General features: G+C 42.7%; 9 protein-coding genes. 7 read left to right on the top strand and 2 right to left on the bottom strand.

Going from position 1 to position 13,265, the window contains the following annotated elements; translation table 11 throughout:
* Window positions 1-27: 27 nt before the first annotated feature.
* The 7 genes from rplQ to ctlX all read left to right on the top strand — a co-directional run bounded on the left by rplQ (window position 28) and on the right by ctlX (window position 12,182).
* Window positions 28-498: a 50S ribosomal protein L17 gene (gene rplQ, locus EGM47_RS07125; RefSeq protein ID WP_124980084.1), complete on the top strand. Its 471-nt coding sequence runs from the start codon at window positions 28-30 to the stop codon at window positions 496-498.
* Window positions 499-581: 83 nt separating this feature from the next.
* Window positions 582-1,700 carry a glutamine-hydrolyzing carbamoyl-phosphate synthase small subunit gene (gene carA / locus EGM47_RS07120; protein ID WP_124980083.1) on the top strand — a complete coding sequence of 373 codons (1,119 nt, stop codon included), beginning with the start codon at window positions 582-584 and terminating at the stop codon, window positions 1,698-1,700.
* Window positions 1,697-2,983: a phosphopyruvate hydratase gene (gene eno / locus EGM47_RS07115; protein ID WP_124980082.1), complete on the top strand. Its 1,287-nt coding sequence runs from the start codon at window positions 1,697-1,699 to the stop codon at window positions 2,981-2,983. The genes carA and eno overlap by 4 nt, the downstream gene beginning before the upstream one ends.
* Before the next feature lie 237 nt (window positions 2,984-3,220).
* The gene (locus tag EGM47_RS07110) at window positions 3,221-8,431 is read left to right on the top strand and encodes a reprolysin-like metallopeptidase (RefSeq protein ID WP_124980081.1); all 5,211 of its coding nucleotides are present in this window, start codon (window positions 3,221-3,223) and stop codon (window positions 8,429-8,431) included.
* A 385-nt stretch (window positions 8,432-8,816) separates the two neighbouring features.
* On the top strand, window positions 8,817-10,103 hold the full coding sequence (locus EGM47_RS07105) for a citrate synthase (RefSeq protein ID WP_124980080.1): 1,287 nt from the start codon (window positions 8,817-8,819) through the stop codon (window positions 10,101-10,103).
* A gap of 216 nt (window positions 10,104-10,319) precedes the next feature.
* Complete coding sequence (locus EGM47_RS07100) at window positions 10,320-11,240, top strand: dimethylarginine dimethylaminohydrolase family protein (protein WP_124980079.1); 921 nt, start codon at window positions 10,320-10,322, stop codon at window positions 11,238-11,240.
* 3 nt (window positions 11,241-11,243) lie between these two features.
* Window positions 11,244-12,182 (top strand): citrulline utilization hydrolase CtlX, encoded by a 939-nt coding sequence (gene ctlX / locus EGM47_RS07095; protein ID WP_124980078.1) that lies wholly within the window; start codon window positions 11,244-11,246, stop codon window positions 12,180-12,182.
* On the opposite strand, the gene EGM47_RS07090 is transcribed toward ctlX, so the two are convergent.
* Window positions 12,179-12,577 carry a ribosomal maturation YjgA family protein gene (locus tag EGM47_RS07090; protein ID WP_124980077.1) on the bottom strand — a complete coding sequence of 133 codons (399 nt, stop codon included), beginning with the start codon at window positions 12,575-12,577 and terminating at the stop codon, window positions 12,179-12,181. The two genes, ctlX and EGM47_RS07090, sit on opposite strands and share 4 nt — an antisense overlap.
* On the bottom strand, window positions 12,555-13,259 hold the full coding sequence (locus EGM47_RS07085) for a DUF1361 domain-containing protein (RefSeq protein WP_240642327.1): 705 nt from the start codon (window positions 13,257-13,259) through the stop codon (window positions 12,555-12,557). The genes EGM47_RS07090 and EGM47_RS07085 overlap by 23 nt, the downstream gene beginning before the upstream one ends.
* Window positions 13,260-13,265: the final 6 nt, after the last annotated feature.

Here is a 13,265-nt window from a genome sequence, read left to right as displayed (position 1 = left end):
TGGACTGGTTCAAGAAGATATAATACAATGAGACACGGAAAAAAAGGAAATCACTTAAGTAGAAAAACAGCGCACCGCAAGGCGATGTTGGCCAATATGGCCTGTTCATTGATCGAGCACAAGCGCATCAATACTACAGTGGCAAAAGCAAAGGCATTGAAGCAATTTGTCGAGCCTTTGGTGACCAAATCAAAAGAAGATACCACGCACAACCGCAGACTTACTTTTGAAAAGTTAAGAAGCAAGGAAGCTGTTACGGAATTGTTCCGTGAGGTGGCGGCTAAGGTAGGTGATCGTCCAGGTGGGTACACCAGGATCATTAAAATGGGTAATCGATTGGGTGATAACGCCGACATGGCGATGATCGAATTGGTTGATTTCAATGAAACCTATAAGCTAGAAGCTGGTGCCAAAAAGTCCACCAGAAGAAGTCGTAGAAGCAAGTCTTCCAAACCAGCTGCTCCTGCAGCCGAGAAAGCGACCAATGAAGAAGAGTAAAATTCTTTATAAAATGTAGAAAAAGGATCAATGATTAGTTCATTGATCCTTTTTTTTTTGAATATTTTTGAAAAACAATCACTATGGGATATTTAGAGAAAAAAGATGCGATTCTACTCCTGGAGGATGGTACAATCTTTTACGGAAAAGCAGTAGGTGACGGTGGAACCGCCACTGGCGAGATTTGTTTTAACACGGGAACTACCGGCTATCAAGAAATTTTTACCGATCCTTCTTATTTTGGCCAAATCATGGTAACCACTAACGCCCATATCGGGAATTATGGAACGACTGATGCGGATGATGAATCGGATTCCGTCAAGATCGCTGGTCTGGTTTGTAAAAATTTCTCTGAGGTATTTTCTAGAGAAGCTGCACAAGGAGACCTGCAGGGATTCCTTAAAAAGAAAAACCTTGTGGTACTTTCCGATGTGGATACCAGAGCATTGGTTTCTTATATCAGAGATCACGGTGCCCAGAATGCCATCATCTCAAGTAATATTACTGACATCCAGGCTTTAAAGCAACAGCTCTCTGATGTGCCTTCTATGAAAGGTTTGGAGCTGGCTTCTAAAGTTTCTTGTAAAGAACCTTATTATTTTGGTGATGAAAACGCACCGATCAAAGTGTCTGCTTTAGATCTGGGTATCAAGAAGAATATTTTGCGTAATCTCGCATCTAGAGGGGTTTATATCAAAGTATTTCCGTACGACACAAGTTTTGAGGAAATGAAATCTTTTCAACCTGACGGTTACTTTCTGTCTAACGGCCCCGGCGACCCTGAACCGTTGACCAATGCTATTCAGGTAGCCAAAGATATTTTGGAAGAAGGCGCTCCTTTATTTGGTATTTGCCTGGGGCACCAGGTTATCGCTTTGGCCAACGGTATTCCTACTTTTAAAATGCATAATGGCCACAGAGGAATCAACCACCCGATCATGAATATAGCCACTGGTAAAGGGGAAATCACTTCACAGAACCATGGTTTTGCGGTAGATCGTAAGGCTACCGAAGAAAATAAAGATATCAGCATTACTCATTATCATCTCAATGATGATACCGTCGCAGGACTGAAACATAACACCAAGCCTTGTTTCTCTGTACAATATCACCCAGAAGCTGGTCCTGGTCCTAATGATGCAACTTATCTATTTGACCAATTTATCAATCTAATCAACTCAACAAAAGAAGTAACAGCATGAGTACAATAATAGAAGTACACGCAAGACAAATATTTGATTCACGAGGTAATCCTACAGTAGAAGTAGATGTCATTACTTCCAATGGCGTTTTAGGAAGGGCCGCAGTGCCTTCTGGTGCGTCAACAGGTGAACATGAAGCTGTCGAGCTCCGAGATGGCGGAAATTCCTATATGGGAAAAGGTGTAGGTAAGGCAGTGAATAATGTGAATACCCTTATCGCCGAAGAGCTACTAGGAACTTCTGTATTCGAACAAGCCTATATCGATCAATTGATGATTGATTTGGACGGTACACCTAACAAAGCCAAATTGGGTGCTAATGCAATCCTTGGGGTTTCTCTCGCTTGCGCGAAAGCAGCAGCCAACGAACTTAACCAACCTTTATATAAATATATTGGTGGTATCAGCGCTGCAACCTTGCCGGTTCCCATGATGAATATCATCAACGGTGGATCGCACAGTGACGCACCTATTGCTTTTCAGGAATTTATGGTCATGCCTGTGGAAGCTGAATCCTTTTCACAAGCCCTGCAAATGGGTACTGAGATCTTCCATCACTTGAAGAAAGTACTGCATGATCGTGGTTTGAGTACCGCAGTAGGGGACGAGGGTGGATTTGCTCCTACGTTGGATGGAACAGAAGATGCCTTGGATACCATTTTGTTAGCCACACGCAATGCCGGTTATGAGCCTGGAAAGGAAATTATGATTGCCCTGGACTGCGCGGCAGCCGAGTTTTTTGTAGACGGCAAGTACGACTATACTAAATTTGAAGGCGACAAAGGTGTGGTCCGTACGTCAGAAGAACAAGCTACCTACCTTGCCGAACTTGCTGATAAGTACCCCATCATCTCTATTGAGGATGGTATGGATGAAAATGACTGGGATGGTTGGAAGATGTTGACAGAAAAAGCTGGTGAACGTGTCCAATTGGTGGGTGATGATTTATTTGTGACCAATGTAGAACGTCTTTCCAAAGGAATTGAAAAGGATATCGCTAACTCTATTCTGATTAAAGTCAATCAAATCGGAACATTGTCCGAGACGATTGCTGCGGTAACCATGGCTCATAAAGCTGGCTATACTTCAGTGATGTCACACAGAAGTGGGGAAACTGAAGACAATACTATTGCAGATCTTGCAGTAGCGCTTTCTACTGGTCAGATCAAGACAGGATCAGCTTCCAGATCAGATCGTATGGCAAAATATAATCAATTGCTCCGTATTGAGGAGGAATTGGCTGAAAACGCCTACTACCCAGGTAGAAAGGCTTTCCAAATATAAGTACGATCTGATACAGCCCTTTTACTAATCAAACGGCTGATCAGGTCATCTAATTTAAAGCTATATTCTTATTGAACGAGCCACCTCAATTGAGGTGGCTCGTTGTTTTAGGTAATATTTCAGCATTTATAAATGTCGACCAAATGCATATAAACACCATTGAAATGCAAGTTTTTGGGATAAAATTAAGATATCATAGATGTATGGTTTTTATTTGTATTCCCAAAAACTAGTATAATGAATAGATTTTACTTATTTCTAATTGGTGCTTTATTTGCAATTTCTTCTACTGCACAAACCATATGGTTGGCTCCAGAGGCAGGGTTGACAGATAAGGTGAGCCATCAGTCCAGATTCAAAACCCCAAATGATATAGAGGTTTACGATGTCAATCCGCAAGCGCTTTCCAACAAACTGGTCAATGCTGTGGATCGCTTTGCCGATGGTGCGCAGGGTATACCCGTAGATTTTCCAGTTGGCTCAGGGAAATTTGAAACTTTTAAAGTGTACACTTCTGGAGCAGTATCGCCTGGTCTGCAGGCCAAGTATCCCAATATTCAGTCCTACTTTGGACACAGCGTAAATAATGCATTGAACAAGATGTACTTCACCATAACGCCAAAAGGCTTTCACGGCTTGTTGACCGGTGAACAGATCCAATACATGGATCCTCTGTCCAAATCACAATCCAATACTATTGTTATTTATAATCGCAGGAATTTACACCGCAGCCCTGATGATGACTTCCAATGTCATGTGATGGATGTTGTTGATGATAATACTGCCAGAGCTTTTGAGGAGCAAGATTTCTCTAAAGCTTTTGAAGATCGATTTTTCAGAAGGTATAGAATCGCTATTGCTGCAACTGCCGAATATACCGCCTATCATGATGACGGAGATAATTCAAATGGAAATGCTGTGGCAGATGCACTTGCTGGTATCATTGTCACCCTAACACGTGTGAATTCTGTGTATGAGCAGGAAATGTCAATGCAGTTTGAACTGATCCCTAATAATGATCAGGTTATTTATACCAACCCAAATACAGATCCATACGACAATTATTCTGGATCTGCCATGTTGGGCCAGAATGTTACCACACTACAAAATCAAATAGGTTCGTCTAATTATGATATCGGTCACGTTTTTTCGACCGGTGGAGGAGGTATAGCTGGTGTCAGTCCATGTGGAACAGGAAAAGAACGTGGGGTAACTGGAATCGTTACACCAGAGTTTGACCCTTTTGATATTGATTATGTTTGCCACGAAATAGGTCATCAATATGGCGCTGATCACACTTTTTATAATGGTTGCTTTGGAGGTAGTCCCTCACCTCAACCCTATGAAACAGGTAGTGCATCTACGATCATGGGGTATGCAGGTATTTGTGCACCTAATGTTCAAGACAATTCTGATGCCTATTTCCATCTAATTAGCTTGTTTCAAATGCAAGGTAGTATAGATGGAGACAACTGTGATACCCAAGTTTCTTTGGGTAGTAATAATCCCACAGCTCCCAATTCTGTTGGATTGACCAATAGAACTGTACCAAGATCAACCCCATTTAAACTTACTGGTGTATCTGATATCGCACCTGATCCAGGTGAGGTATACACCTATAACTGGGAACAACTGGATGTGGCTGCTGACAATGCCGTTGGAAATACCCAGCCGCCCGTATCCACCAACACAGATGGACCGCTTTTCAGGTCTAAATTTGCTACTACTGATCCAACTCGTTATTTCCCCAATCTTCCTGATTTGGTCAACAACATTGATCCAACCTGGGAAACACTTCCCTCGGTGGGAAGAGGTATGCGATTCTTCTGTACTATCAGGGATAATAATCCAAATGGAGGTCAAACAAGTTACGCAGGTGTTACATTAACCGTCGGCTCTGCCGGACCATTTGAGGTAAATGCGCCCTCAGGTGGAGAAATTTGGCACGAAGGTGAAACCCAAACAATCACCTGGAACGTGAACGGCACTAATAATTCAACCTACTCAACTACAGTCAATATTTTACTTTCCCAGGATGGAGGTCTAACTTATCCTATCACGCTGGCCAGTGGAGTTAACAATGATGGTTCACAAGCAGTTACTCTTCCAGTGGGCGCTAAAACCACGCAGGCACGAATTATGGTTGAGGCAGAGAATAATTACTTCTTTGATATTACCAATGCAGATTTTGAAATCAAGGAAGGAACCTTTGAATTAACGACCACTGACATTGCAGTAAATACTTGCCAGCCTGCAGACGCAGATTTTGATTTTACCTACAACGCTGCTCCTGGTTTCAATGAAACGGTAACTTTTAATGCTATAGGTTTACCAGCTGGTCTTACCGCTGTATTTACTCCAGCTACAGCCAATGCAGATACACTGGTCGATGTTGTTATAAGTGGCACCGGTGCTGTTGAAGCAGGTCAATATGATATTACAGTAGAGGCTGTTGCTACTAGTGCAACCATTACCCAAGATTTTGTATTTAAGATTTTTGACAACGAAGTCGGCAAGGTGGTCCAAACCTCACCTATCAATGGGGCGGGAAACCAAGTGGCCAATCCACTGCTGCAATGGGAGAACCTGGCCAGTGCCTCTGGTTATTTGGTCGAGGTATCAGAATTCAGTGATTTCTCTGTTATCTTGGAATCGGCTAACATTCAGACCGAGACGGAATATCAACCATCTAATTTGACCCATAGTAAAATTTATTACTGGAGGGTCACGCCTTCCAACGGTTGTGTAGGTGGTACTTTATCCAGTATCAGCGCGTTCCAGACGTCCCAAGATGTATGTAATACTTATGATCAAGAATATTTTGAAAACAATGATAATGTTTGGGAAACCAATGTAAATGCGGTAAGTGCAAGGGTATTCGTTCCAGACGATATCGAAATCACGGAACTGAGCTTTTACATGCGGGCTACTCATGGCGATACCGGCCATATCAAGATGCAATTGAGTGCACCATCAGGTCGTTTCTCAGAAGTATACAATAGGGAGTGCGCAGCCGGTCAGAATTTTGACTTGATTGTAAGCGACAGCGGAACCCAATCATTTGGTTGTAATCCAGGTTATACAGGACCGCTTACTGGTGTACAGCGTCCAGGTCAGGCCTTTTCCAGGTTCAACGGATTAAGTGCCCAGGGAGAGTGGGTTTTGCTGGCTACCGACAGAACTTCTGGTACCGGCGGAACCTTTCACGAGTTCAGTGTTGATGTATGTGGGAGATTACAATATGTCAACAACATCACCAATCCGGTGAATATTGGAAAAACTTTACCTTTTAATACCTCAAGTACGATCAATGATGCAGATTTGTCGGTCTCGCAAGAGGGCTTTAATGATGCCAACCTGACTTATATCGTTACCAAGAATGTATTTCACGGTGAATTACAGCTGAGTGGTGCAGATCTGGATTTGGGAGATAGTTTTACCCAAGATGATCTCAATAACAATAGAATCACCTATACGCATACCAGTTTGGAATTGGTCAATACCGACGATTTCGGATTTACTGTACTGGGAGACAGCCAGACAATCATGGAGGGTGGCGAATTCCAAATCAATATTGAAGATCCTATCTTGACGTATGACGCTGGTTCATGGACGCCTTTTGCCCCTAATCTGGAAACAGCTGGGTTGGATGCCCAAGTTTTGAGCGGTGTGGCGGTGATGGGTACGGATGCATTGATCAATAACCTAAGCATTCAGGGAAGCATGAGCAGATTGGATGTGGATGCGAATTTAGAAGTGTTAGGAAATTTGTCGGTAGATGGTCTCCTGGATGCCAAAGATGGTAGTCTTCAACTGAATGGCGTCGGTGCGCAAAGCATCTCAGGAACGGGTGCAATCGAGGTGCATGATCTTAGTCTAGCAGATACTGCAGATCTCAGCTTTACTGTACTTACAGAAATTTATGGTGTCTTGGATCCGGGAGCAGCAAATCTGTCTACTGGAAACATGATGACGTTTAAAAGTAACGACACCAATACCGGACAACTGGCTGATGCAAGCGCCGCAACTATCAACGGTAGCTTTAACGTAGAAAGTTATATACCGGCCAGACGCGCCTTTAGGTTTGTCGCCTCTTCAGTAAATACCAGTACAAGTATTTATGACAACTGGCAGGAGGGAGGATCCAACGCCCCTGGTCTTGGTACTCATATTACTGGGCCAAGTGCGGCCGATGGATTTGATGTGACTTCGTCCGGAAATTATTCGCTTTTTGGATTTGATAATAATAATCAATCATGGTTTTCCCCAGGTAATACCAATATGACCAATCTACAAGTCGGCGAGCCCTACAGATTGATGGTTCGCGGAGATCGAACCGTAGATATAACCGTAAATAATCCACCAGCGACGCCTACCACACTGCGGACAACTGGTACCGTGCATCAAGGTACTTTCAGTCAGTCTTTTTCCACAATAAATGAAGAGTTCGTCATGTTGGCTAACCCTTATCAGGCAGTAGTAGATATGACGCAAGTAGTGGCCGATGCGGGAACTACTGGATTAAATTCCAACTTCCTTTATATTTTCGATCCAACACTCAATGTAAGAGGAGGTTATACTACCATCGATTTGACAGTTGGAGATGGTTTTTCTGTACCGTTAAGTGCAGCCAATAAATACCTGCAACCTGGTCAAAGCTTGTTCATGGCTACGACGGGAGCCGCCAGTGTTCGTTTTGAAGAGGCTTACAAAGCAATAGACCAGGATCGTTTAAATGTTTTCTCAACACCACAACAAACCTATAGTATCTTGGTGAGTTTACAGGATGTCAATGCGATGACCAACTTGGATCAATTTTACATCAGATTTCAATCTGGCGCCAACAACGCGGTAGATCAGGAGGATGCGATAAAATTTGCAAATCAGGATGAGACCATGTCTATCCAGGTAGGTGCTGATCGTTTAAGTATTGAACGCAGAGATATCCCAACAGCTGGTGAGTCCAGCTTTGTACACATGACCAGAATGAGAAGCAATGACTATGTGTTGAATCTTCAATTGAATTTACCTACAGATATTTCGGCAACACTGGTGGATCAATTGACCAATGCAAGGGTGCAACTAACTCAGGGGACTAACAGCTATGCATTTCAGTTGATTGCTGGAGTGAATAACGAAGATCGTTTCCGTATCGAGTATGATAATGTTACGCTGAGTGAACCAGACCAAAGCCTGGCCGATAGCCTCAACCTTTACCCTAATCCAACACAGGATGGTACCATTTATATCGCCAGTGATCAGCTGGAAGGTGAGACTGTAAAACTGACGTTATTCAACGCAATGGGGCAACGCATTTTTGCCTCAAGCGTCGAGTTCAGTGGTCTACAAACGATTCATCTGGGGAATGACCTTAGTTCAGGGATGTATCTCCTACAAGTGGTGGGTGCATCATCTCAGAAAGCTACCATTCCATTGATTATTAAATAGGATTCAGCTAGTTTTTGGGAAACATGAATCTGTCAAGCGGCGGTCCTTTAAGGGTCGTCGCTTTTGTTTGTATTCGCTTTCGCGAAAGCGTCATTTATACCATTCTCTTTCTTGCTTATGTTCTGGAAATTGATCAACTAGCCTAGGGTTAATTTATCATGAGGACAATTTTTGACGTAACAAAGCCTTGCTATTTTAAAGAGTTGGCTGGAAATCTATACCTATCCACTTTGAATCCCAATAATATAAATATCATGCACCCGAACTGTCATTTGTATAAATGAAACCCAAAAATTATACTAAAGTCGTCAACTTCCGCTCGCAAATCGTATGAAAATCAAAGACTGTGATGTATTTTCGCAAGCACTAAATTCAAAACTAAACAATGGCAGATAAGGCGATATTAGAGGTAGGAGGTCAAAAATATGAGTTTCCTATCATCACGGGAACAGAAAATGAGCAGGCAATTGATATTAAAGCACTGAGAGGGCTGACTGGTGGGTTGACTACCATTGATCCTGGATACAAAAATACTGGTAGTTGCCAGAGTGCGATTACTTTTCTCAATGGAGAAGAGGGGATCTTGAGATACCGTGGATACGCGATCGAAGACCTGGCCGATAAAGCTGATTTTCTTGAAGTAGCCTATCTGTTAATCTTTGGTGAACTGCCTAATGAATCACAACTGGAGAAATTCCATAATGATATCAAAGCCGAGTCTCATGTAGATGAGGATGTCAAGAAGATACTTGACGGTTTTCCAAAGTCTGCCCATCCTATGGGTGTTCTTTCCTCACTCACCAGTGCCTTGATTGCCTTTAATCCTAGCTCTGTCAATGTGGATAGCGAGGAGGACATGTACAAGGCCATCGTTAAAGTTATGGGGAAATTTCCCGTTCTGGTTGCTTGGGCGTTAAGAAAGAGAACTGGTCAGCCATTGGATTACGGTGACAACAATCTTGGGTATGTAGAAAATATCCTTAAAATGATGTTTAAAAAGGCCAATGCCGATTACGACCTTGACCCGGTGGTGGTAAACGCATTGGATAAATTGTTGATACTGCATGCAGATCACGAGCAAAATTGTTCGACCAGTACCGTAAGAATTGTTGGATCCTCCCACGCAGGTTTATTTGCCAGCTTGAGTGCGGGCATCAATGCCCTTTGGGGACCGCTGCATGGTGGTGCGAATCAAGCTGTGCTTGAAATGCTGGAAGCCATCAAAGAAGACGGTGGTGATACAAAAAAATATATGGCCAAGGCCAAAGACAAAAGTGACCCATTCCGTTTGATGGGCTTTGGTCACCGTGTGTATAAAAACTTTGACCCACGTGCCAAAATCATCAAAAAAGCTGCTGATGAGGTATTGGGCGCATTGGGTGTAGAAGATCCTATCCTTGATATCGCTAAAGGTTTAGAGCAAGAAGCATTGAACGATCCTTATTTTGTAGATCGTAAGTTGTATCCCAATGTGGACTTTTACTCAGGAATCATCTATCGCGCTATGGGAATACCCGTAGAGATGTTTACCGTGATGTTTGCCTTAGGACGTTTACCAGGTTGGATCGCCCAATGGAAAGAAATGAGAGAAAACAAGGAGCCTATTGGACGTCCTCGTCAGGTGTATACCGGTGAGAACCACAGGGCTTTTAAAGAAAGAGCAGAGCGTTAATTAATAAGACTTCTGATCATACAAATAACTCCCGGCTTCAAGTTGGGAGTTTTTTTATGTTTTAATTTTTGATGTTGAACCTGACTAAATAGTCAGTTGGCCAAACATTCTTGGTTGGTTATTTTGAAAATTTTTAGCTTAATACCACATTCAGTTCAAGTTTTCTGGAATGATTTTGGCCATTTTTCACTGCCTAAGAATTATTAAATTCGCAGCATGGAAAAAATCAAACTGCATGTCACAGACGAGACCTCCCGCTTGCGGGCAGTAGTGCTGGGAACGGCCCAAAGCAATGGTCCGGTTCCCGCTTTAGAGGATGCGTATGATCCCAAGTCCCGACAGCATATCCTAGCTGGCACGTATCCAAAAAATGAGGATATGGTCAAAGAGATGGACGCTGTCGCAGCAGTATTTCATAAATATGGGGTAGAGGTTTTTCGACCACGGCAGATCGAAGATTGTAATCAAATTTTTACCCGAGATATCGGGTTTGTCATTGAGGATACATTTGTCAAGGCAAATATCTTGCCTGATAGAGAAGAAGAATTAGATGCCATTCAATATGTCCTCGATAAAATTGAGCCTTCAAAGGTCATCCGCCCACCTGAAGAAGTTCATATAGAAGGTGGAGATGTGATGCTTCACGGTGATCATATTTTTGTCGGGACCTATAGAGGAGCTGATTATGCTGATTACATCATTGCCCGGACTAATGTAGAAGGCGTGGAATGGTTGACCCAACAGTTTCCGCATAAAAAGGTGGTGTCCTTTAATTTAAGGAAAGATAATTTGGACCCGTACCAAAACGCATTGCATCTGGATTGTTGCTTCCAACCGGTAGGCGAAAATAAATGCATTATCCATAGAAACGGATTTCTGGAGCCAAGTGAATACGAATACCTGGTGGACTTTTTTGGCAAAGAAAACTGTTTTGAAATCAGCGCTGAAGAGATGTATCATATGAATTCCAACGTCTTCTCCATCGCTCCAGATGTGGTGGTTTCTGAGCAAAATTTTACAAGACTGAACCAATGGCTGCGCAGTCACGGCATAACTGTCGAAGAAGTTCCCTATGCCGAGATTGCTAAACAAGAAGGCTTATTGAGATGCTCAACCCTTCCCTTAATCAGAGATTAATTCATGAAACTCAAACAAATTACAGATACCATATTTATGGTTCGTCCCTATAAGTTTAGATTGAACGAGCAAACCGCGGTTAATAACTATTACCAGGACCCAGGAACTAAGATTATCAATGCCAATCAGCGTGCGATAGAAGAATTTGACGCTTTCGCGAAAGCGCTACAAAATAAAGGAATCAATGTATTGATCGTTCAGGACAGGGAAGAAGATGATACCCCAGACTCCATTTTTCCGAACAATTGGATTTCTACCCATGCCAATGGTGATGTGGCCATTTACCCCATGTTTGCCGAAAACAGACGTAGGGAACGTCGACCTGAAGCCATGGAGCTGATGGAAAAGGAAGGATTCGAAATTAAAGATATCATTGACTACACCAGTGCCGAGGACGAAGGAGTTTTTTTGGAAGGAACCGGAAGTCTGTTACTGGACAGGGTTCATAAAAAAGCTTACTGTAGCTTATCCCCAAGAGCACATGAGGAGCTTCTCATCGAATTCTGCGAGGATTTTGAATATACGCCTGTGATTTTTACGGCCTTTCAGAATGTTGGCGATCAGCGTTTACCCATCTACCATACCAATGTCATGATGGCTTTGGGAGAAGAATTTGCTGTTGTTTGTTTGGATAGTATAGATGATAAAAAAGAAGCTAAAAACATGTTGCGCCATCTCAAAGAAGACGGGAAAGAAATCATTGCGATTACTGAAGAACAGGTCAGCGCTTTTGCTGGCAACATGATGCAAGTGCACAATGAGGAAGGCAAACGATTCCTGGTCATGAGTGATCAGGCTTACAGATCGCTGGCCCAAGATCAAATCAATCGACTAGAACGGTATAACGAGATAATTCATCCGTCTATTAACACGATTGAGACCTTGGGAGGCGGTTCCGTACGTTGTATGATGGCCGAGGTCTTTTTACCCAAAAAGAATTAGTGCTCAATCAAAGGCTTAAAATGCGAGGGAAGTGATTCCAATATCAAAATTCCTACGCACCCCAGGGTATACATGAGAAGATCCCAAACCGAAAAACTAGTGCCTAAAATGCATCTGGCCCATACTTGATCTTGTAGTCCCAAGAATTGAATCATACCTACGTATTGACCAAATTCTACAACAAATGCGATGAAGAGACTAAGGCCGGCCGTGAATATAGGACGCCATGGAGTTATCAACATCAGCAAGGCATAGACCAACCAAACCACCAAGAAGTCACCCAAAAATGGCCTCACAAACCCATCTGTTACGTAGAGGGCAATAGCTGTCTCCATTAGAAATAAAGCGACGGCAGCCACCAGGTAAAATGATTTACTGAATCTTTGATGTATCATGATGTGTAGTTTGTTTTTGAAAAACGATAAAGCTGAGGCATAAAAACAAGGACATGCTAGCTATCATTAACCACGCGGACAAATTTTGGCGTGGGAACCCTATCAATCTGACCATATCTCGCAGCAAAGATTGAGGTTGGGTGATCAGATCCCAACTGTTGTATCTGAGTACCCTACCTATATAAATACCAAGCGAGCACAAGCATAGTACGAGCAAGGAAAACATTCTTTTCCATAGGTGACTAGGAAGCCATCCTGCCCATTGAAGAATAATTTGTATCTCTCGAAGGCTCTGAAAAGCTAAGTAGGTACCAGTGATCCCGAAGCTAGCAATCATTAAAATTTCATAAATCAGCCAAGGACCTTGAATGTGTCTGATATGTATCAGGTCGGTAATAATATAAGGTGCGTTGGGCAGAAAAGCCAACCACAAGAGCGTTGCCCCTAATAGGATGCCGTGATGTGACCATTTCAATTCTTTACGTTGGAGCTGACTAATATATCGGTCCAAAGACTGGGAAATCAGCCAAGGAATGAAAGCCAGGAAAAGGTTCCAGATCAGGAACAACATAAAAAATTCATGGGTTAATTTAATACGTGCGCCCAATAACAGGACAGATAATAAACACAGCAGTCCGATACTTCTGCGTTGCTTGTCGACAAATTGATTTGTTGTTTTCATGATAAA

The sequence above is a fragment of the Nonlabens xiamenensis genome, assembly GCF_003865345.1.
Lineage (GTDB): Bacteria > Bacteroidota > Bacteroidia > Flavobacteriales > Flavobacteriaceae > Nonlabens > Nonlabens xiamenensis.
Note: the sequence above shows the minus strand (reverse complement) of the source record. Positions and strands in the feature narration are given on the sequence as shown.

What these genes read in the sequence shown, in the direction of transcription:
- EGM47_RS07100 (WP_124980079.1), top strand. Translation starts at nt 10,320, where the DNA reads ATGGAAAAAATCAAACTGCATGTCACAGACGAGACCTCCCGCTTGCGG.
- carA (WP_124980083.1), top strand. Translation starts at nt 582, where the DNA reads ATGGGATATTTAGAGAAAAAAGATGCGATTCTACTCCTGGAGGATGGT.
- EGM47_RS07085 (WP_240642327.1), bottom strand. Translation starts at nt 13,259, where the DNA reads ATGAAAACAACAAATCAATTTGTCGACAAGCAACGCAGAAGTATCGGA.
- rplQ (WP_124980084.1), top strand. Translation starts at nt 28, where the DNA reads ATGAGACACGGAAAAAAAGGAAATCACTTAAGTAGAAAAACAGCGCAC.
- EGM47_RS07105 (WP_124980080.1), top strand. Translation starts at nt 8,817, where the DNA reads ATGGCAGATAAGGCGATATTAGAGGTAGGAGGTCAAAAATATGAGTTT.
- EGM47_RS07110 (WP_124980081.1), top strand. Translation starts at nt 3,221, where the DNA reads ATGAATAGATTTTACTTATTTCTAATTGGTGCTTTATTTGCAATTTCT.
- ctlX (WP_124980078.1), top strand. Translation starts at nt 11,244, where the DNA reads ATGAAACTCAAACAAATTACAGATACCATATTTATGGTTCGTCCCTAT.
- EGM47_RS07090 (WP_124980077.1), bottom strand. Translation starts at nt 12,577, where the DNA reads ATGATACATCAAAGATTCAGTAAATCATTTTACCTGGTGGCTGCCGTC.
- eno (WP_124980082.1), top strand. Translation starts at nt 1,697, where the DNA reads ATGAGTACAATAATAGAAGTACACGCAAGACAAATATTTGATTCACGA.